This is a genomic window from Spirosoma flavum (assembly GCF_042686045.1).
In the GTDB taxonomy this organism is placed as follows: Bacteria; Bacteroidota; Bacteroidia; order Cytophagales; family Spirosomataceae; genus Spirosoma; species Spirosoma flavum.
Genome location: NZ_JBHUOM010000002.1, coordinates 292,139 through 313,192 on the forward strand (window position 1 = coordinate 292,139; position 21,054 = coordinate 313,192).

Sequence of the window (21,054 nt, forward strand, 5' to 3'; positions counted from 1 at the left end):
TTCGGGAAGACTTCTGAGGCAATTCGGGCCAATACACAGGCTTGCTGTTACCTTTTAAGCTCATTGAGTCCCTCAAACAGATTCGTATAATCGCGGGTGTCTGGCGTGTAGTCATAGCCAACGGTAAGGATAGTACGAAAGCGTTTCCGGACATTCGAAAAGCCTTTACGATCTATTTCATCGATGACCGAACTGGTAAACTGACGGTGGGGATTTTCAACTTTCCCTGTATAAACAATGTCCAGCACCTTTTGGGTCACTTCAATTGGATTCTGGTATTGATTAATCAGCACAATGACTGTGTACTCATCCTGGGGAACGATTTCAAAATTAGCTGCCCATCCTTTTGACCCTCCGGAATGTGATACCCGCTTACGACCCTGTGGCTCGGTAATGGTCCAACCATATCCGTAATAGCTGTTTATACGACTCATAACATACGGCGTCCACATCGCTTGGCGGGTCTGAGCTGGTATTGTCTTCATAAACCAACGCCCAAATCGCCACAAGTCTGTTGAGTTTGACATGGCCCCGCCGTCGGAGAAGGCGGGCATATAGCTATCTTTTTCGGGAACATAGGCTTTGTCCGTGAACAAGTCATAAGGCGTTGCTTCAGCTGGAGCCTGGAAGCCTTCTGGCCGGAGATATGTATTCGTCATTCCAGCCGGAGAAAGTATACGTTCCTGCCAGACAATTGTGTAGGGTTTACCCGTTACTTTTTCGATGATCTTACCTAATAAAATATAGCCTGAATTTGAGTAACCAAACTCCATTCCAAGCGTATCTTTAACCGTGACACCAGCTACGACAAAGGGCATAATATCGTCAATGGACGAAACCGTTGCGTGTACTTTATCGTAATCTGAATTCGCCATGTAGTCATTTGTGGCACCCGTGTGCGTCAATAAGTGGCGTACCCGAATGTGATTTCCATTGGGTATTTTCCATTCTGGGAGGTAATCATTGACTGTTTTATCCAGATCTATTTTGCCTTCATTGACCAACTGCATGATCAGTGTAGCTGTAAAAATCTTTCCCACAGAGGCAATACTGAACGTAGTAGTTGGCTGGATCGCAATCTTTTTTTCGCGATCAGCGAGACCAAAAACTTTTTGGTAGAGAATGGTATCGCCTTTGGCTAACAGCACACTGCCGCTGAAGTAGCGTTGATGAACATAGCTGTCCATCAACGAGTCTAATTTTTGAGTAAGTAAGGTCTGGCCAAAACTGTAGGAAGTTAGTACCAGCAGCTGTCCTGCCAGCAAAAATTTACATGCATTCATGATGTGGTTGGTTGAATTTATGTAGTGGGAATGATGGAGCAGTTCGAGAAGATACGTTCGAGTGTTTGTTTTAGCTGCTGGCTTTCAGTCTCTTGTAATCCCTGTAAGGCTGTCTCACGATTTTGTTGAATGATGGGTGCCACTGCGCTTATAAGCTGATGCCCGGCATCGGTAGGGCGCATATCCACTTTGCGACGGTCAGCAGAGCTTGTGGTTCGGGCCAGTAGTTCCTTTTTTACTAATAAATCGATTATTCTTGCCACCGAAGCTTGATCTTTAAAAACGTGCTCAGCAATCTCGGCTTGGCCCAGTTCAGGAAATTCCAGAATAACATTTAGCACTAACCACTGGTCAATGGTGATGTCGATGCCAGCACGGTTGATGTTTGCCTGGGCGAATTGCCGATAGCGTTTGATGGTTTTCTCCAGCGAGTAAAAGATGATTTCGTTCAGCATAATACATAGTGATTCCACTACAAATGTATATGTTTTATCATAATATGATATATCATACAAAAATATAATTGTTGAACCCACTTTTGACCAAGCTGACTGCTATTAGGCAATCTGCTTGGTCAAAAGTGGGTTCTGTATAACCTGATAAGTGCTGAAATGAAGGGCCCTGTGTAGCGGTGGTGCCCAATGTCTTACCCGACCGACCGACAAACTAAGTTCAGGCGGTCTTGAAATCTGTATTTATGGCCTGTTGGTTGTATCAGGTGGAGCAGTTGGGTCAGGGGCTGGTGCAATAGGAATAAACGTTGAGTCGCCTGGTTCACCAGAGGTATCGGTTGAATCCGACTCAGTAGTATCTTCTTCATCGCCGGAGGGACCACAGTTTAAGTAGTCCTTCATAATGCCCTCTCCTTTGGGAAACGGTCCCTGCAAGTTCTTAAACCTTGGATCACGGTAGACTTTCTCTAAAAATGTCCCCACCAGCGGCAAGGCTGTTTTAGCCCCTTCGCCCAAATCCGTTGAGCGAAAATGGATACTTCGGTCGTCGCCACCAACCCATGCGCCCACCACTAAATTGTTGGATACGCCCACAAACCAACCGTCGGAATTGTTGGAGGTAGTGCCCGTTTTGGCACCCATTTCATTGTGGTTTTTGAACAGGTCGAATGACCAAAGATTTTGTGACGTGCCACCCGACTCCTGTAAACCACCTTGCAGCATGTACCGCATCAGAAAGGCTGTTTCTGAACTGATTGCCCGTTTATGTTGGCTGGTAAATGTTTCAATTACGTTGCCATCCCTATCTTCAATGCGCTGAACGATTATTGGCTCCGTGGATTCACCATCGTTTACAAAAGTGCAATAGGCACCAACCAGTTCATACAGAGACACATCCGACGACCCAAGCCCAATGGAAGGCACAGCGTCTAAACGGCTCTTGATGCCCATCCGATGCGCGTATTGGGCTACGCGTTCGGGTGTAACACGGTCGGTTAACTGGGCCGTAATGGAGTTTACGGAACGAGCCATGGCCCGGCGCAGGGTCATATTCGAGTAGGAATAATAGCCGGTTGAATTTCGGGGTTCCCAAATTTTGTCCTCTCCATTTTCACGGTATTCTTTACGGAATGGCCTATCCTGAATTCGGTCACAAGGGCTAAGATTGATGAGTGAATCGTCAATAGCGGTGGTATAAACGAAAGGTTTAAAGGTTGAACCCGGTTGGCGTTTTCCCTGCTTCACGTGGTCATACTTGAAATAGTCATAGTCCAGACCGCCCACCCAGGCCCGAATGTAGCCCGTACGCGGGTCCATTGCCACCATACCTGACTGCAAAAAATGCTTGTAATAGGCAATGGAGTCGTAAGGGGTCATTTCTGTCGTTTCGTAACCACGCTTACTGTTCCAGCTAAATACCCGCATCTTATACTTCACGTTTTTCATGTAGTAGTTGATCGAGTCAGGATAAAGTGGCATAAAGCGACGGCTCAGGGATTTGTAGCGTTCGGTTCGTCGGGCTACGGAGTCAATAAAACCTGGCAGCTCATTTCCATCTTCGTCGGTCCAGGGGTTTCGGCCGCGCCAATGGTTATCGAAGGTATGCTGCAACTGCTTCATTTTTTCGCTCGTAGCCTGTTCGGCATACGTTTGCATTCGCGAGTCGACAGTCGTGACAATGCGCAAACCATCGGTATAAAGATCGTAGCCGTTGTTATTGTCCTCTGCCCACTTCTTCACATAATCTAACACAGCATTTTTGAGGTAACTGGCCGGGCCGGAATAGGGGTTTTCGGGGGTGAACTCGGTTAATAGGGGTAGTGCACTAGTTGAGTCTGCCTGTCGTTTGGTCAGGAAATTATATTTGGCCATTTGGCCCAGCACGATATTTCGGCGTTCACGTGAGCGCTGCGGATTCTTGAGCGGATTGTAATTCGTTGTAGCCTTCTGTAAGCCAACCAATACGGCACCTTCCTGCACGTTCAGGCTGTCGGGGAGTTTATTGAAAAAGGTGCGGGCGGCTGTCTTTAGACCAAATGCATTGCTGCCAAAATCCACCGTATTGAAATAATACGTGATAATTTCATCTTTCGAAAAGTTTCGTTCTAGCTTTAACGCCATCAACCACTCTTTCGACTTGTAAACGACTTTTCTAATAAACGGAATACGCGACAAAAGACCCGTACTAGTCTTTTTTCGCGTTTTAAAGAGATTTTTGGCTAACTGCTGTGTAATGGTTGATCCGCCCCCATCACGTCCAAAGCTAATTACGGCCCGACCAATAGCCCGTGGATCAACACCGCTATGATCGTAGAAGCGGGCGTCTTCGGTCGCAATCAACGCATTAATTAGCGACTTCGGGATGTTTTCGTACTTGATAGGTGTTCGGTTTTCAGCGTAAAATTTACCGATCATCACCCCATCCTGCGAATAAATTTCTGACGACTGATTGAGCTTCGGGTTCTTTAACTCCTCCACACTAGGCATGGCCCCAGTCAAATACAGGAAGTTATAGTTAAGGATAAACACGTAGATGCCCAATGCCAGAGAACCCCAAAGTACCCCTTTGGTTATTTTTTTGAGGTAGGGGTAATACCAGGAATCGGGATTAATATACCGGTGGATAAATGAGCGAAATTGATTGCGGTAGTCTTGATAGGTACTAACCCATAAATTGACACGCTCTTCACCAGCAACTCGTGCAAGTTGGCGCCCAACTCCGCGCCTGACATTGCCTCCTAATTTTTGGCGTTTTCTGAATTCGCCAAAAGCGTGCCGAACAGCGCGGAACCGCTCCCTGTATTGACTCATGCGTTAATAGTCGAAGAAAACTTATTATTCCAGATTTGGCTTGCCGGAAAGCTGCCAACTTACCCAGCCGTAAAAATAGCGTAGTAAGATACTCTGAAACGTATTGACCAGACGAATCTGCTGTACTAAACGGGTCAATACGCTTCTGGTAATCCAGACCGGATCTATCCAGACCGGGCTTCAAATATAACGTATTTTCGACCGATGTGATATACAAAAACCGGGTCGTGTGAGCGACCCGGTTTATTTTGATGTAGTTGTTTTAAGAGAAATTAAGAAAAAGAAATATGGAACGAAAGTGAAATTCCTTTTCTATGTATCCTTTATTTCTTCTCAAACGTCATAGCTACGCCGTTCATGCAATAGCGAAGGCCCGTAGGTTTTGGCCCATCATTAAATACGTGCCCCAAATGACCTCCGCAAACGTTGCATAAAACTTCGGTGCGTACCATGCCAAACGCTTTGTCAGATGTCTCCCGAACGGCGCTTTTAGTAATAGGTTCGTAAAAACTTGGCCAGCCCGTACCTGAATCAAATTTTGTAGCAGATGCGAACAACGGAGTATGGCAGGCTGCACAATAGAATGTGCCATGATCATGAATATCATTCAACGGGCTAGTAAAAGCCCGTTCGGTGCCGTGGTCACGCAAGACCGCATACTGGTCTGCCGTAAGTATTTTTTTCCACTCGGCATTCGTTTTTACCACGCGCCGGGGTGGAGTATCGTCTGTTGTAAAGGCTAATCCCGATAACAGACAGGCAGATAGAAAAAATAGCAGGGTGATTTTCATGAATTTTTTGTTGTTATGAGATACTTCTTAGTACAGACAAATAGATGTCAACCGACCACTTTATTTATCAGTCAGACGGCCCGAAAGCTTAACTATACTAGCTGTATAGCCTGACAAAACAGTGTTTTTAATCACAATTAACTAGTAGTCAAAACAGGAAACAGTAGAGTTACGTTCAGGCATTTACCGGAGCAAGAGCCAGCAGCGTCGAGAGAGTAGGCGTAGGGCTACCTCCCCTTTTTTCAACCGTTACCGCGAAGGCATCAGCCCGATTGACGGAACGGTTCAGACGTTGAACCATATCGGGTGCAGTGGATGAGTCAAACACACCGGCATCAACGGGTTTGCCACCTACCATCGACCAAAGCTGGTACTGTTTGTCAGCAGGTAACGGCGGCAATGATTGAACCTGCACGGCTACCTGATGCGTTTGGCTATTCCAGAAAACAAGCATGTTACCCTGGGGCGCTTTCTCGTTGCCCCGTAATTCCAGTGTTCGTGTTCCCGGTTGTCGTAATACAGCTAATGCCTGATCTGTCTGCGTTTTCTGGTCGCGCAACTGGCGTACCTCTGTTTGCATCTTGCTATTGTCCGTACGGATGGAAGCCATCGTTTTCTGGTTTGTCCGTAGCTGCGAAAGCAGAAAGAATGAAAACAGCAGCAATAAAAGGCCCATCGACGCAGCTACAATCCAGGTAACCCGAAACGTGGGTGATGAAGTTGTATCTACCGGCATCGGCCGAACAATGGTCTCCTGTACTGGCCTCCCAAAATCGAGCTGGTCCAGCAATTTTGTTTTTACTGAAGCGGGCGGTTCAACGCTATGCAAAAGGGCATAACTTTCTAGAACTTCCGATAGCTGATCAAGTTCGCGTCGTATGTCAGGATAAATAGAAGACAGGCACTCAACCTCGCGTCGCTCCTGGTCGCTCACCGCACCCATGACGTAAGACTCTAAGATACCAGACGCTATGTATTCTGTGACGTTCATGATTTAAATAATTGCTTTAATTCCTGTAATGCTGCCCTAACCCGGGTTTTTACTGTTCCCAATGGCAGATTCAGTTCTTCGGCGGCTTCTTCGTGGGTGTATCCTGCAAAGTAAACCAGATCAATTAACTGTTTTCGCTCGGGTCTTAGCTGGTTCACAACTTCTTTAATACCGATGTGGTCTGGATTAGGTTGTTCTGTACTGTGTTGCCGATCAACAATATGTACGTTCTCTTCATCGGTTCGGATTGCAGCGAAGGGTTGTGTTTTGCGGGAACGTAGCGAATCAATAGCCGTATTCCTAGCGACATTTAACATCCACGTAAATAAACGCCCTTTGCTGGCATCATAAGCGTCTAAGTTCTTCCAGATTTTAACGAAGATATCCTGTAGGAGATCAGCTGCTTGCTCATCATCGCGCACGATGCGTAGCACAACACCAAAAAGTGCAGGCGAATATTGATCGTAGAGCCATTGGAAGGCCTGCTGATCGCGCTGAGTAAGCTTTTCAATCAGGACACTTTCCGAAACTAATGAGGACTGGCGTTTCACGAGGGGGATGTTAAGAGAGCCAAATATATATAGAATTTTAAAAAATGAACGGATACGTTAGGATAAAGTGAAGCGCTCGTAGCAGTCAGATAATCGTTATTATACTCGTTATGCCTTTACGACATAGCCCATAAACGGGGTAGAGCAACTTATGAATGCCCTACCCCGTTAGGTCTACTTTACTCATTTACACGGTGTTGTTATCAAATAATTTAGTTCTATCGAAAAGCATCTACGCCCGTTTTAGGCATTAATACATTACTTATTCCGTAAACGATTCCATTCGACTGACGGTTGTCTGCCCCTTCAATAGTGGATGTACCACCTTGCTCGTCTGTCAGCGTCATACGGCCATTGGATTCCTGAATTGTTAGAGTCGTGCCCGACAATGTTTTTAACTTTGCTTTGCCGTTGCCCGCTTTGATTTGCCGCGCTAAGTCATCCGAAGTCAACGAGCCATTTACCACATGGTAGGATAAAAGTTGTTGCAAAGCCGCGCGATTGCTGCCTTCCAATAAAGCTCCCTTCGCCGTAGCTGACAGTTTCTTGAATGCCATGTTCGTTGGCGCAAAAATCGTATAGGGGCCGGTTCCTTTGAGCGTTTCCCACATATTGGCCGATTGTAGCGCGTTTTGCAACGTTGTATAATTGGGCGATGAAGACACGAAATCGCCAATGCTGGTATTGCGAACGGTGCTGCCCGCTTTTACCGCCGGGGTTTCACTGGATTTAGCCCCCGATACAGCTGCGGCTGTTCCGGCATTAGAATCTGCCGCACCCGTATTGGATGAATATGAACTACCCGAACTACTTGATGAACCTCGGGTAGCACTATTATTTTGTCCATTGCTCACCTGATTGGCTGTGGGCGAAGACGTCGTTGTAGTCCCGGATGAATTTGGATTACTGCCAACGCCTGTCGGTGCGTTTGTGACATTATTGCTATTGTAATTTGTTGTATTACTGTTGTTGATAGCAGTCCCATCACTGGATGAACTTCGCCGATACCTAGCGTCTTGCGTAGACGTATTTGTGGTAGCATTTGCATTGCCGGCTTTCTGATTGGTTGTCTTTCGGCTACGTTTCATCGCTCGTTTCTGATCGCGGGAGGGTTTGGCAGGCATCGAGTCTGTGGCAATAGCTCCCTGTGGGTAGGTCGTTGAGGTTGCCGTTCCCGTAGGCGTCGTTTGTGCCCAACTAGTGGTAGCAAGTAGCGCAGTTCCTAACGCAAACAGGCTAAGAGGTTGCTTGATTTTCATAGCGTTGTGTATTAAGTGGTGAATCACTTATTGGTGCTACTCTAACCTGATTACCCGTAAAAAGTTTGTGGGTGAGTAGGTATTGTTTGGGTAAAGGCGGGTAGATTTGTTCCAGTCTCAACAAACCACAGAACAATTCCATGCAGTCTATTCTTCCGCTGCCCACCCAGCCCATTAAGCCCGGCACGAGTACAGGACAACACTTTTGGCAGTCCGATGCCGCTAAGACTATTGATTCATATTCTCCCGCCGATGGCCAATTAATTGCCCGTGTCAATGTATCGACCCGTGCCGATTATGACCGTGTTGTTGAAACAGCACAGGCAGCATTTGCTGAGTGGCGATTAGTGCCAGCACCCCGTCGGGGCGAAATTGTTCGGCAAATGGGTGAACAGTTCCGGCGGTATAAACGTGAATTGGGAACCCTCGTTAGCTATGAAATGGGTAAGTCGTTGCAGGAGGGATTGGGCGAAGTACAGGAGATTATTGACATCTGTGATTTTGCCGTGGGACAATCACGCCAGCTTTACGGCCTTTCGATGCACTCCGAACGGCCTGCTCACCGAATGATGGAACAGTGGCATCCGTTAGGCGTGATGGGCATTATTTCGGCTTTCAACTTCCCCGTAGCTGTTTGGTCCTGGAATGCTATGTTAGCCTGGGTTTGTGGTGATGTATGCATCTGGAAACCATCCGAAAAAACACCCCTGACGGCTTTGGCCTGTCAGCAAATTATCAGTGAAGTTTTGCGCAATAACGAGGTGCCCGAAGGTGTATCGTGCATCGTTACGGGTGGGCGGGACGCAGGTGAGTGGCTAGCCCGCGATCCGCGCGTTGCCCTTGTTTCTGCTACAGGAAGCACCCGCATGGGCAAAGCCGTAGCCGAAGCCGTAGCTGGTCGATTGGGACGAAGCCTGCTCGAACTGGGCGGCAACAACGCCATTATCGTTTCGGAACAAGCCGACCTCGACTTAGCGATTCCAGCTATCGTATTTGGGGCCGTTGGTACAGCCGGGCAACGGTGTACTACCACGCGCCGGATTATTGTGCAGGAACGTATTTATGACGAGGTGAAAAGCCGACTTAAACATGCGTACGCACAATTGCGCATCGGCAACCCGCTGGATGAGTCGTTTCATGTTGGGCCAGTCATTGACCAAATGGCTGTAGGCAATTATCAGGTAGCTGTTACAGAGATTAAAGAATCTGGCGGGAAATTCGTAGTGGAGCCCGGTTTAATTGATGGACTGGGTTTTGAATCAGACTGTTATGTGCGTCCCTGCATTGCAGAAGCCGAAAACCACTGGCCGATAGTCCAGCGTGAAACCTTCGCCCCAATCTTGTATTTGCTTAAATACACTACGTTGGAGGATGCTATCGAACAGCAAAACAACGTGCCGCAGGGGTTGTCGTCGGCTATTTTTACGCTCAATATGCGCGAAGCCGAACGATTTTTGTCGGGCGTTGGGTCCGATTGTGGTATTGCCAACGTTAATATTGGTACGTCGGGGGCCGAAATTGGTGGCGCCTTTGGGGGCGAAAAAGAAACGGGTGGTGGACGTGAATCGGGTTCCGATGCCTGGAAAGCCTATATGCGCCGACAAACCAATACCATCAATTATGGTACAACGATGCCCCTTGCCCAAGGAATTACATTTGAATTATGAGGAGTTTATAGAGAGGAATTGTCTTTTAAGTATTCAATCCATTATAACGACTATGTTCCTAAAAATTTTTGCTATCAGTTTGTTCGTGTGTCTTGCTTACAGGGGGGCAGAGGCTCAGGAACTTAACACGTTATCGTCTCAGGAAAAAAAAGAAGGCTGGAAACTACTGTTTAACGGTCGTAACGTAGCGGGCTGGCACACCTATGGCACAAAAGGTGTGGGCTCGTCCTGGAAAATTGATCAGGGGGCGTTGAAATTGGATGTTCCCAATCGAGTTGGTAATAAAGCATCTGATGGGGGCGACCTGGTAACTGATGCTGTGATGCCCGGTGACTTTGAGTTTAAGGCAGAATGGAGAGTTGAGCGGTTTACCAACAGCGGGATTTTCTTTTTTGTGCAGGAAGACCCGCAGTATAAAAACATTTTCGATACGGGCTTGGAACTTCAGGTGCTGGACGATGCCATCTACGAGGGCGCCGATGAAAACAAGCACCGGGCTGGAGACTTTTTTAGCGTGGCCAATGCCAGAGTTCGCGAGTTACAACCTGTTGGTGGCTGGAACAAGGTTCACTTTATCCTGAAAAAGAACAAACTCACAGTCACTCTAAATGGCTTCAGCATTCAGGAACACGATTTAACCAGCGCCGACTGGAAACAGCGTGTGGCTGCCAGTAAATTAAAAAATGCGCCCATCAGTAAAGGTCGCTTTGTAGGGCGCATTGGGTTGCAGGATTGGGGAAGTTCAGTCTGGTTCCGAAATGTGAAGATGCGTTCGCTGTAAGAACTATTCCAGCCGCACCCACATTGTTCCAGAAAGCGTTTCTCCTGGATTCAGAATAGTTAATCCTTCACCATTGTTGAACGCATCAACATTGGCTGTAAGAGGCTCAATAGCAATGCTATCGCGCCGGGTGGGTGTGTAACAGACTAGATAGTTAAGTTTGTTCTCACCCGTTTGTTGACCGACAATCAGCCGGACGCCCGTCTCCAGGGATGTCAAAACGGTTTCGGCAAAGGATTCTGGACTGGTTGAGTCGCTCGTCGGCTCGATAGCAAAAGCGGTATCTAACTTTTTTTCATGCAACTCTATCGTGCCCGCCAATTCTGCCGCCTGCATGCCATGCGGAATCATATTTTTGTCGAGTAGGATAGGCGTTCGGTTGGGTAATGACAAACTCATCGCATCGACAGATTCGCCCGAAAGTGTAAAGTACGGATGCCAGCCAAATGATGCCGGGCAACGCGTTGCACCGGTATTGAGCGCTGAATAACTGACCTGAAGGGCGCACATACGATCATCGGTAGTGTGGTTTCCTTTGGGTAGCAAATTGGCTTGTATTAATGTATAGGTAGCCGTCAGCGCAAAGGGAAAGGGATAACCAACGGTGTCTCCGGCATAATCATATCGTATAACCAGTTGGGCTTGCGTTGGCGTAATCTCTTGACCCACAACAGAAAATGCCCGACCGTGCACAAAACCATGTAGGGCATTGTCACGGTTCACTTCGTTCATCTTCAGGGCGTAATCTTCTCCTTCGAAGTGATAGATGCCGTGCCGAATACGACTTGGAAATGGATATAAAAGGGCACTGGCGTAGCTTTCATCAGCCAGCAGTGTTTGGGGGGAGTCGGGGGCGTGTAGCAAAGCAAATAAGTATTGGCCTTTTCGCAAAACCAATCGTCGGAGAATGCCCCCGAATTCTGGAATGATCGTGATAAACTCACCCGATTCGGTATGTTCGAGTATGTATTCAGTGAGGGGGGCGGTTCCGGTTGGTAACGTACCGAATGGCTGGGTTGATATCTGAAAGGGCATAAAACAAAAGACGTAAGTCAGTAAAACGTAATCCTTCCTGAGTAAGTATTGTTTAGAGGGCACTAAAATATCTTAGTAAAATTTCTGGTTTTAAGCAGTTTAAGCTAAGAACTTACCAATTAGCCTTTCGTAATTTGTCTGGTTGCAGTAGTCGGATGCCTGCTCCACTAGTTTCGATCAGGCCATCGTGTTTGAACTCGCTAAGGGTTCGGATCAGCGATTCGGTGGCGGTCCCGATAATAGCCGCCAGATCATCGCGCGAGAGTTGAATGGGTGGGGCTGGATCACCATTTGGCAACGGCTCCTGAAGTCGCAATAGTGCATCGGCCACCCGCCTGCGTAGTGAACTGTAGGCCATACCCAGCAACTGGTTTTCCCTTTCGCTGACACGCCCCGCCAGCAGACGCACAAACTGACGACTTACGTCGGGTCGTGCCGTAAGCAATTGCCGGAAGTCGTCTTTGGGTATGTATATCAGTTCGGTATCATCGAGCGTCAGGGCTGAATCGGTATAATTTATTTCTTCGAGCAAGGCTAAATCGCCAAAAAATTCGCCCGGCCCGTACATGCCGGTCACTAATTCCTTCCCGTCGTTGTTCGTACGGGTAGTTTTGACCCGGCCACTTTTTAAAAAATAAAGGCGCGTTGGCTCGTCACCTTCGGTATAGACAAACTGCTTTTTGGGGACGTAATGGGTCTTGCGGCCCACCGATAAATCCTGTAAACCACCGGCTGTGCGCGCATCATCCAGAAACTGGTTCAAACCTTCCTGCTGTAGATTATACTTATCCGCCTGAAGGTTGTCTGGTCCAACACTTTGGAATCGATTGAATCGACCCTCTACGGCACTGAGCAGTTCCGTATCGTCGAACGGTTTGGTCAGGTAGTCGTCGGCACCCAGATCCATACCCTTGCGGAAATCGACCCGTTCAGATTTGGCGGTTAGAAAGATAAATGGAATACCGCTGAGTTCGGGGTTTTTATTGACAATATGCAAAACACCATAACCGTCTAAAACCGGCATCATAATGTCGCAGATAATCAGATCAGGATGGTCGGTCAGGGCTTGCTCCACGCCGAGTTTTCCGTTTTCAGCCGTCAGCACGCGGTAGCCGGACAGTTCCAGAATCTCCGCCGTATTCTCCCGAATATCAGCATTGTCTTCAATAAGCAGAATGGTTTTCATAAGGAAATAGAAGCGTAACGGTGGTGCCCTCGCCTAACTGGCTGGTCAAGTCAATCGTGCCGCCCAGCAGTTCGAGGTACTTGGCAACAATATGCAGCCCAAGACCAGTACCCGCAAGGTTAGTGACGTTTTTGGCCCGAAAAAAACGTTCGAACAAGTGTTTTTGATCATCGGCAGAAATGCCAATTCCTTCATCACGAACGGTAATCTGGAAGGCATTTTTCTGGTAATGAACAGCCAACTGAATTGCTTGATTATCAGTTGAATATTTAATGGCGTTGGATAACAGGTTTACTAAAATCTTGCGAAGTAACGATGGATCACTGCGTACTGGCTGCGGTAAATCGAACTGTGTTTGAATAAACTGACCAGCTTTCAGCATGTCATCTAAATCGGTCATTACTTCGTCGACTAATTCGGGTAATTCCACCCATGACCAGGTAGCCGCTACTCGCCCTTCTTCAAGCCGCCCTACCGACAGGAACTCCTCCAGAATATCGTTGAGGTGATTGACTGACGATTTAATACGATGAATGTGCCGAAGTCGCTTGTCCTGCTGGTCGGTAGTGGGGTATTTCTCAATCAGTGATGCCGATGTTAGAATTGCACTCAGTGGCGTTCTGAATTCGTGCGAGGCCATCGATACGAAACGGGACTTTAACTCACCCAGTTCGCGTTCGGCGGCCAGTGCTTTGCCCAACTCATCTTTCGATTGTTCGAGTTGGTGCAATGTTGCCATGAGTGCATGGGTGCGGTCTATTACCTTTTGTTCCAACTCGGCATTAAGTTGCTCAATGCGACTTTTTTGTTCGAGTAACGTATGTTCGGCTTCTTTTTTTGCCGTAATATCAATAATGTATCCTACCGCTAACAGGGCTTTTTGCTGATAAAAATAACTCAGACTGATCTCTGCCGGAAATACTGAACCATCCTTCCGTTTGGCGTAAAGGTCGCGTCCGTGGCCCATAGACCGTACCTGTGGATTCACGTTGAATGAAGCTCGTAACTGAACATGGCGATGAGCAACTGAGTCGGGTACGAGCGACTCAATAGTTAATTCACCCATTTCGGCTTCACTATACCCAAATAAAGAACAAGCATACCGGTTCGATGATACAATTCGACCTCGATCATCGGAAACGACGATGCCAATAGTAGCGTGAGTAAAAACAGCTTCAAAGGAATCGTCGAACATGCGATAGACTAATTATAGTTACAAAGTAAACGTCTATTAAACTAATTGAACTGACAAAAATCAGTTTTTGGATTGATGCGTCTCACGATCTGGTGCGTAGCAAAGGGCCAATTTTACAGCCATTAACCGGATTATTGTCATGGTACCTTACTCTTCGTTAGTAACGACGGCACCTCAATTGCACGTACTATTGGTATTCTCGCCCGCTGCTCCGGTCCAACGTGCCGAAGTAGATTGCTTGTTGGAGAAAGCCCGATTGGTACTGAACCCAACTGTACGGATCATGCGCGTTAGTGAAGCAACTCACCCCGAAGTAGTCCGTAGTTTCGGTTTTACGTCCTTGCCCGCTTTTGTCTTACTTCAGCAGGGGGTGGAATTATGGCGGTATTCGGGTCCTATCGATAGCGATGAACTTGTCTGCCAACTGGGAAACCAGATAGAGAAAATGTCTTTTAAAAACCTTTTATAGCTAATCAGCATGGATAGTACACTGTCAAGCAGTTCGTCAATTATGCCTTTAACGACAGCCTCCTGCCATCAGGAAAATCAGCACTGGCAACTCATTATTCGTCAGCAGGAAGAGGAAATACGCCAACTTCAAACGCTGTTGCTCGATGTAATGAAGCAGTACAACTGCCACAGCCTTCGCCACGACGCGGTTGATTATTGCCGTGATCTGAATGAATTGCAAACCAAGCTTAATCGACTACACCGCGATCTGATTTGTGAATCAGTGGACTGTATGCCCGCTACCGGAAAAACATCCTGTTCTGATGCCCGCTTTGCGTTGTCAGTAACGCTTGAGCGTCATGCTACCGCCCTTATTGGTGAATTTTCCCGAATCAAGGATGGCTGTCTTCAGTTCCTGTCGGGAATGATGAGTTTGAATTTGCTGTGAGTTTGCTGATTAGATGGCCTATTTCATAGAGGGTCGTTGAGTGATGAACCAGAAAACAGTGGGTTCATCGCTCAACGACCCTCTATACTATAACGTGCTTAGCCAGCCTTATTTGGTTAGTAACCCGTGGCATAGAGGAATAGAATCCAATGAACCCGCGGGTAACCGATAGTCCGATAAACCCCGACCAATGAGTAGTAAAGACACAACTACCGTAGCAATAGAGAGGACGCGATTCAGCCATTGGCGACCCACACTTGTTAACCAGCCAGCAACCAGATTAACCCCCAGGAGCGCGGGCAACGTACCCATTCCGAACAGCATCATGTAGGACGCGCCCGCCATCGGCGTGTTTGTTGACAATGTTCCGGCTAAAGCCAGATATGTAAAGCCGCACGGTAAAAGACCATTCAGCACGCCCAACCCGGCAAAACTCACCCAGCCCGGTTGTTGCAAACCGTGCCGGAATATAGTGGTGATCTGCTGATTCAGCCAGGGCCAGTGCAGCCGGGCCGGTAAGCCATTACGCCACACGAAACTCACCAATAGAACTACGCCACAAATGACCGCCAGTGGTCGCTGCCAGCCCAGCAGATTCAGCCCTAAACCCAGTGTGCCAGCCAGTGCCCCCAAAATACCATACGTTGCAATGCGTCCGGTATGATATAAGCTTACGGCTCGCCATCGTTGGCCCGTTGGCAACCGGCCAACGGGCAACGCAGCTACCAGCGGCCCGCACATGCCAACGCAGTGCAGGCTACTGATTAGACCAGTCAGAAAAGCGGTGGCGAGCCAGGGCGACATCATTTACAGAAAAATTTGTTCCTCTTTGTAGTACTCAAGCTGCCCATCCGACCAGGTGAACTGTACGCGCCAGTTCCCTTTGGCCAGGGCTTTGGTAGGAATAACCTGCCGGGTTGGGTGCTTAGCCGGAATCGTTATTCGGAAATCCTGCTGACTGTCGCTGGGACGGTAAAATGTGATTTCTCCTTTTTGGAGAGTACTGGGCAGCACGAAAATAACCTGCTGCTGGTCTGCCTGATACGTCATGGTTGTAGAGGAATTATGGCGGGCGTTAGCTACCCGGTCGATGTGTTGCTGGTACTCAATTTCATTCTGATAATAATTGTCGCTTACCAGATCGACGTGCTGGCGAGTCATCAGGTACACTAACGTGCCAATGAAGCCCGCAAAAAGCACGAACACAAGAATGATTGATTTGCCCCAGTTCATTTCTTTTCAATGTTAAATGAGCGAATGGCTGAGGGTTGACTAACTAAAGCGGTTATTCACTTAGTCAAAACTCATTCAGTCAAAAATTAATTAACAGGTCCCAAAAAGGTCGTTTTGACTTCATCCAGCACGACGCCTTCCGACACAACCTCGACGGTTAACTTCGTGCTGCTTTCGTGGATAGACTTTTCGGGTAACAGAATAAAGAACATTCCTTTCGTCAAGTCATCGGCGGGAACGTTAGCTATGGGTTGTACCATTCGCAGTATAGCGCCGGGATAATCTACGCGGAAGGTAACAGGTTTCGACTGGTGCGTTTTATTGACTAATTCGACCAGATACAGGTTAGATATCAGGCTATGGCCGGGACCGCTTTCGGTTTCGCGCTGGTACAATTGCCCCGGAGCCCGCAAGATGGTCGTGTCGAGGGCGCTGCGGCCTGCGAGCAGGAACACCCACACGCTCATCAAAAATACGAGTACAAGACTGTACCCCATCATACGGGGTGTTACGCGCCAGGGCTGACGGGTTTCAATGCCGTCGAGCGAATCGTAGCGAATCAGACCGCGCGGGCGGCCAAGTTTGTCCATCACGTCATCGCAGGCATCGATACAAAGTGTGCAGCTTACGCACTCCATCTGGATGCCGTTTCGGATATCTATACCCGTTGGGCAGACCTGTACGCAGAGTTTGCAATCGATGCAATCTCCCTTTGGTAGTGAAGAATAGTCAGCTATAGCTACCTCTTTGTTCTTCATTCTCCACTCTTGATTCTTCACTACCTTACCACGCGGCTCGCCCCGCACATCGTCGTAGGTGACAACCATAGACTGCTTGTCCAACAACACACTTTGTAGACGCCCATATGGGCAGATGGTCGTACAGACGATTTCGCGCACACAAGCAAATACGGCATAGAAAACACCTGTGAAAAGTAGAATAGCCGCCAGCCCAGCAAGGTGATTAGCGGGGTTATCGGTGATGATTGCCAACAGCGCATCTTTGCCCACAATGTAAGCCAGAAACGTGTTGCTGATCGCGAATGAAATCAAGAAGAAAATGCTGTGCTTTGCTGTTTTCTTCGCTAGTTTCTCGGTTGTCCAGGGGGACGCATCGAGTCGTTTGCGGGCATTTTGGTCGCCTTCAATCCATATCTCGATTTTCCGGAAAACCATTTCCATGAAAATCGTCTGCGGACAAGCCCATCCACAGAATACGCGCCCATACACGACCGTAAAAAGGGCAATAAAGACGATAAAGGCTATTAGCCCAATCGCTACCAAGTAAAAATCCTGCGGCCAGAACGTAACGCCGAAAAAGTTAAATTTCCGCTCAAGTATATTAAACAGAAATAGGGGTTGCCCGTCATAACTCAGAAACGGTCCGGCAAACAGAGCGGTCAACAATACCCAGGCTACCACCGTCCGCCAGCGATAGTAACGCCCCTTTACCACGCGCGGGTACAGCCACTGGCGATTGTTGTCCTGATTGGCTGTACCCTGCGGAATTGGTCCGTTATCCGGTGTCTGAACGTTAAGTTGGGAATTCATGAGGTTTCGTTGTTAAAAAGCCTTACCGCATTGCTACCTTCGGCGCGGGCGTAGCTGTAACCTTATCACCCTGTGGCTCTTTCGCTCCGGCGGGTTTGGTACCTTGCAGCGATAATACATAGCTGGCTACCTGCTGAATTTGAAGCGGATTCAGTTGTTTTTTCCAGGAAATCATGCCCTTTTCTGGAACGCCTTCCGTTACGGTGTGATAGACTGCTTTGATCGTGCCGCCGTGTAACCAGGAGTCATCGGTCAGGTTTGGGCCAACTTTCCCTTCGGCGTATTGACCGTGACAGGCCGTACAGTACTGAGTAAATAGCACATTTCCGGCTTCGATACCCTTTTTGTCGGCGAGCAACGTGACAGTATTTTCGTTAATTTTACCCGCTACGAGTTTGATATAAGCCGACCGTGCTTTCTCGGCAATGGCCACCTCCTGTGTATATTCCTGCTCCATGATGTTTCCTTTGCCTACAACGTGGTAAATCAGGAGGTAAACTACCGCGAAGCCAACTGTGCTGTAAAACAGGCCCATAAACCAGGAGGGCGTTGGGTTGTCGAGTTCGACAATGCCATCGTAGTCGTGTTCCATCATTAAGTCTTTTTCCTCACTTAATGAATGTAACCCCATTAGCCGTTGCCACAACGGACGCGTATCCACGGGTTTAGCGACGGCTTCCATCTCTGGTGCCAGCGCCTGGCGCAGAATATAAGCCAGATAGAGCGTAATTGTAAGCAATAACCCCGTGCCGACGGTTACGAACATCATCACGACTACCCACAGCAGGTCTTCGCCGGATGTTAGATTCCAGATCGATTTTTCGGTGGCTACGGTCGGGTCGAAGAGAGAAATTAGAAGAAGATTCATTGATTCGAGTCGATTAAACCTCTGTTGATTCGTCCAGTGGCAGGTTGCCCATTTGCTGGAGTTGACTTTTATCGGCAATTATCAGATATAGACTGACCAAGAGAAAAAAGACGAAAAACGTCAGGAATGAGCCGACCATGTATAGGTCAGCGCCGGGGATTTTTGAGATGAATTGCTTGAACATGAGTTTGAGCGAATGGTGAATAATAAATGATGACCGGGTTGCCAGATTGATGAATACGTAGTGCAATAGCCTAGTTTCATCATCTATTTTTGTGACGTTTCCATCTTTTTGATATCCGTTCCTAACCGCTGGATATAGGCAATGAGGGCGACGATTTCTCGGTCGGGTTTGACCTTAATGCCTTCTTTTGCCAGTTGACCACTTACTTCGTTAGCTTGCTTTTTGAGCCCTTCATTCGCGGAAGAAATCGTCTGGTCGTCGTAGGGAACACCTACTTTTCTCAGGGCATTGAGTTTATCTGATGTGTTCGACATGTCGAGTTGCTGGGTAATCAACCAGGGGTATGACGGCATAATGGAGCCTGGCGACATTGACGTTGGTTCGTTCATGTGGTGATAGTGCCAGGAGTCGGGGTATTTGCCGCCTTCGCGGTGTAGGTCTGGTCCGGTACGTTTACTGCCCCAAAGAAATGGGTGGTCATAAACAAATTCGCCCGCTTTCGAATATTCGCCGTATCGTTCGGTTTCGGAGCGAAATGGCCGTACCATCTGGCTGTGGCAGTTTACACATCCCTCGCGGATGTATAGATCGCGGCCCTGCACTTCAAGAGCCGTGTAGGGTTGCACCGAAGGAATCGTTGGTACGTTTGACTCCACCATAAAGGTTGGGATAAGCTCAATCATAGAGCCAATCAGCACCACGACCAGCGAAGCTACCAACAGCGGAAATGGTTTGCGTTCTAACCAGCGATGCCAGAAGGTATCAGAACCCGTTGGGGTGTAAGCTTTGGATAGGGCGTAAGCTTCGGCATCTTCGTTAGCAACCAATTTACCGATGGCCATCGTCTTGAAGAGATTATACGCCATTAAAATAGCCCCAATCAGGTAGAGCGTTCCGCCCACTGCCCGCATCATATGCATGGGTAGAATTTGCAGTGTCGTTTCCAGAAAAGTGGGGTATTTAAGGACACTTGCGTCCGTAAACTCCTTCCACATCAGGCCCTGCGCGAAACCTGCGATGTACATCGGTATGGCGTAAAATAGAATGCCGAGCGTACCAATCCAGAAGTGAAAATTCAGTAGTTTTTTTGAGTACAACGGCGTTCTGAACATACGCGGAATGAGCCAGTACAGCATGGCAAACGTCAGAAAACCATTCCAGCCTAAAGCACCAACGTGTACGTGAGCAACAATCCAGTCGGTGAAGTGGGCAATAGCATTAACGTTTTTGAGCGCCAGCATCGGCCCTTCAAACGTAGCCATCCCGTAAGAAGTCAGGGCCACCACCATGAACTTCAGGATGGTGTCTTCGCGAACTTTATCCCAGGCACCACGCAGCGTCAATAGCCCGTTAATCATACCGCCCCACGATGGCGCAATGAGCATAATGGAAAATACCACCCCTAATGACTGTGCCCAGTCGGGGAGGGACGTGTACAGTAAATGGTGCGGCCCCGCCCAGATGTAGATGAAAATCAAGGCCCAGAAGTGCAGAATCGAGAGCCGATACGAATAGACCGGACGGTTAGCCATTTTGGGTAGGAAGTAGTACATCATGCCCAGATACGGTGTCGTCAGGAAAAAGGCCACTGCGTTGTGCCCGTACCACCATTGTACCAGTGCGTCCTGCACACCGGCGTAGACATAATAGCTTTTGAACAGGCTGACCGGCATCTGAAAGGAGTTGACGACGTGTAGCACCGCAATCGTAATAAACGTAGCGATGTAAAACCAGATGGCAACGTACAGGTGCCGTTCGCGTCGTTTGATAATCGTCCCAAACATGTTGATGCCGAATACAACCCAGATGAGTGTAATGGCAATGTCAATGGGCCATTCGAGTTCGGCATATTCGTGCGAGCTGGTCAGTCCCAGCGGAAGCGTAATGACTGCCGATACAATAATGGCCTGCCAACCCCAGAAGTGAATTTTGCTCAACAAATCGCTGAACATTCGGGCTTTGCAGAGCCGTTGTAACGAGTAATACACGCCCATGAAAATGGCGTTGCCGACGAAGGCGAAAATTACCGCATTGGTATGCAATGGGCGAATCCGGCCGAAGGTTGTGTACTGGTTGCCGAGATTAGCCGATGGCGCGAACAACTGAGTGGCAATCAGGACGCCGACAAGCATCCCGATGACACCCCAGATAATGGTGGCTATGGCGAAGTCGCGGACAATACGGTTGTCGTAGGCGAAACGCTCTATCAGCGTATTACCACTCGGCGGTAGATGCCCAGTCATAACTTGATCTGGATTTTTCCGGACTGGTAATGTAGTAGTGGTGGGTTTATTTATCGAAACATTCATAGTGAACGAG

General features: G+C 48.1%; 20 protein-coding genes. 4 read left to right on the forward strand and 16 right to left on the reverse strand.

Annotated elements, in window-relative coordinates:
• Positions 1-47: 47 nt before the first annotated feature.
• From ACFS25_RS06705 to ACFS25_RS06735, 7 genes are all read right to left on the reverse strand, one after another.
• Positions 48-1,283 (reverse strand): serine hydrolase domain-containing protein, encoded by a 1,236-nt coding sequence (locus ACFS25_RS06705; protein ID WP_381497852.1) that lies wholly within the window; start codon positions 1,281-1,283, stop codon positions 48-50.
• 17 nt (positions 1,284-1,300) lie between these two features.
• Positions 1,301-1,738, reverse strand: a complete 438-nt coding sequence (locus tag ACFS25_RS06710) for a MarR family winged helix-turn-helix transcriptional regulator (RefSeq protein WP_381497854.1) — start codon at positions 1,736-1,738, stop codon at positions 1,301-1,303.
• Positions 1,739-1,978: 240 nt separating this feature from the next.
• On the reverse strand, positions 1,979-4,546 hold the full coding sequence (locus tag ACFS25_RS06715; RefSeq protein ID WP_381497856.1) for a penicillin-binding protein 1A: 2,568 nt from the start codon (positions 4,544-4,546) through the stop codon (positions 1,979-1,981).
• A 323-nt stretch (positions 4,547-4,869) separates the two neighbouring features.
• The gene (gene msrB, locus ACFS25_RS06720) at positions 4,870-5,337 is read right to left on the reverse strand and encodes a peptide-methionine (R)-S-oxide reductase MsrB (protein ID WP_381497858.1); all 468 of its coding nucleotides are present in this window, start codon (positions 5,335-5,337) and stop codon (positions 4,870-4,872) included.
• A gap of 175 nt (positions 5,338-5,512) precedes the next feature.
• Positions 5,513-6,328, reverse strand: a complete 816-nt coding sequence (locus tag ACFS25_RS06725) for an anti-sigma factor (protein ID WP_381497860.1) — start codon at positions 6,326-6,328, stop codon at positions 5,513-5,515.
• On the reverse strand, positions 6,325-6,879 hold the full coding sequence (locus ACFS25_RS06730) for an RNA polymerase sigma factor (RefSeq protein ID WP_381497862.1): 555 nt from the start codon (positions 6,877-6,879) through the stop codon (positions 6,325-6,327). Before ACFS25_RS06730 ends, ACFS25_RS06725 begins: the two co-directional genes overlap by 4 nt.
• Positions 6,880-7,097: 218 nt before the next feature.
• Positions 7,098-8,138 carry a fasciclin domain-containing protein gene (locus ACFS25_RS06735; protein ID WP_381497864.1) on the reverse strand — a complete coding sequence of 347 codons (1,041 nt, stop codon included), beginning with the start codon at positions 8,136-8,138 and terminating at the stop codon, positions 7,098-7,100.
• A gap of 140 nt (positions 8,139-8,278) precedes the next feature.
• Between ACFS25_RS06735 and amaB the strand changes: the two genes are divergently transcribed.
• Together amaB and ACFS25_RS06745 are read left to right on the forward strand one after the other, a co-directional pair.
• Complete coding sequence (amaB, locus tag ACFS25_RS06740) at positions 8,279-9,805, forward strand: L-piperidine-6-carboxylate dehydrogenase (RefSeq protein ID WP_381497866.1); 1,527 nt, start codon at positions 8,279-8,281, stop codon at positions 9,803-9,805.
• A 52-nt stretch (positions 9,806-9,857) separates the two neighbouring features.
• The gene (locus ACFS25_RS06745; RefSeq protein ID WP_381497868.1) at positions 9,858-10,586 is read left to right on the forward strand and encodes a 3-keto-disaccharide hydrolase; all 729 of its coding nucleotides are present in this window, start codon (positions 9,858-9,860) and stop codon (positions 10,584-10,586) included.
• Positions 10,587-10,589: 3 nt separating this feature from the next.
• On the opposite strand, the gene ACFS25_RS06750 is transcribed toward ACFS25_RS06745, so the two are convergent.
• The 3 genes from ACFS25_RS06750 to ACFS25_RS06760 all read right to left on the reverse strand — a co-directional run bounded on the left by ACFS25_RS06750 (position 10,590) and on the right by ACFS25_RS06760 (position 14,002).
• Positions 10,590-11,621, reverse strand: coding sequence for an aldose 1-epimerase (locus ACFS25_RS06750; RefSeq protein WP_381497870.1), 1,032 nt, complete (start codon positions 11,619-11,621; stop codon positions 10,590-10,592).
• A 112-nt stretch (positions 11,622-11,733) separates the two neighbouring features.
• Positions 11,734-12,807 (reverse strand): response regulator, encoded by a 1,074-nt coding sequence (locus tag ACFS25_RS06755; protein ID WP_381497872.1) that lies wholly within the window; start codon positions 12,805-12,807, stop codon positions 11,734-11,736.
• A complete protein-coding gene (locus tag ACFS25_RS06760; RefSeq protein WP_381497875.1) occupies positions 12,785-14,002 on the reverse strand; it encodes a PAS domain-containing sensor histidine kinase in 1,218 nt (405 codons plus the stop codon). Before ACFS25_RS06760 ends, ACFS25_RS06755 begins: the two co-directional genes overlap by 23 nt.
• A 139-nt stretch (positions 14,003-14,141) precedes the next feature.
• Between ACFS25_RS06760 and ACFS25_RS06765 the strand changes: the two genes are divergently transcribed.
• Positions 14,142-14,471 carry a thioredoxin family protein gene (locus ACFS25_RS06765; protein ID WP_381497877.1) on the forward strand — a complete coding sequence of 110 codons (330 nt, stop codon included), beginning with the start codon at positions 14,142-14,144 and terminating at the stop codon, positions 14,469-14,471.
• A 9-nt stretch (positions 14,472-14,480) separates the two neighbouring features.
• Positions 14,481-14,900: a hypothetical protein gene (locus ACFS25_RS06770; protein ID WP_381497879.1), complete on the forward strand. Its 420-nt coding sequence runs from the start codon at positions 14,481-14,483 to the stop codon at positions 14,898-14,900.
• 108 nt (positions 14,901-15,008) lie between these two features.
• Here ACFS25_RS06770 and ACFS25_RS06775 read toward each other — a convergent pair whose 3' ends face one another.
• The 6 genes from ACFS25_RS06775 to ccoN all read right to left on the reverse strand — a co-directional run bounded on the left by ACFS25_RS06775 (position 15,009) and on the right by ccoN (position 20,978).
• Complete coding sequence (locus ACFS25_RS06775) at positions 15,009-15,707, reverse strand: sulfite exporter TauE/SafE family protein (RefSeq protein ID WP_381497881.1); 699 nt, start codon at positions 15,705-15,707, stop codon at positions 15,009-15,011.
• Positions 15,708-16,133, reverse strand: a complete 426-nt coding sequence (locus tag ACFS25_RS06780) for a FixH family protein (RefSeq protein WP_381497883.1) — start codon at positions 16,131-16,133, stop codon at positions 15,708-15,710.
• A gap of 86 nt (positions 16,134-16,219) precedes the next feature.
• Positions 16,220-17,683 carry a cytochrome c oxidase accessory protein CcoG gene (gene ccoG, locus ACFS25_RS06785; RefSeq protein ID WP_381497885.1) on the reverse strand — a complete coding sequence of 488 codons (1,464 nt, stop codon included), beginning with the start codon at positions 17,681-17,683 and terminating at the stop codon, positions 16,220-16,222.
• A gap of 22 nt (positions 17,684-17,705) precedes the next feature.
• Positions 17,706-18,551: a cbb3-type cytochrome c oxidase N-terminal domain-containing protein gene (locus ACFS25_RS06790; RefSeq protein WP_381497887.1), complete on the reverse strand. Its 846-nt coding sequence runs from the start codon at positions 18,549-18,551 to the stop codon at positions 17,706-17,708.
• Between the two features lie 13 nt (positions 18,552-18,564).
• A complete protein-coding gene (locus ACFS25_RS06795) occupies positions 18,565-18,735 on the reverse strand; it encodes a hypothetical protein (RefSeq protein WP_381497889.1) in 171 nt (56 codons plus the stop codon).
• 83 nt (positions 18,736-18,818) lie between these two features.
• Positions 18,819-20,978, reverse strand: a complete 2,160-nt coding sequence (gene ccoN, locus ACFS25_RS06800) for a cytochrome-c oxidase, cbb3-type subunit I (protein ID WP_381500775.1) — start codon at positions 20,976-20,978, stop codon at positions 18,819-18,821.
• Between the last annotated feature and the right edge of the window lie 76 nt (positions 20,979-21,054).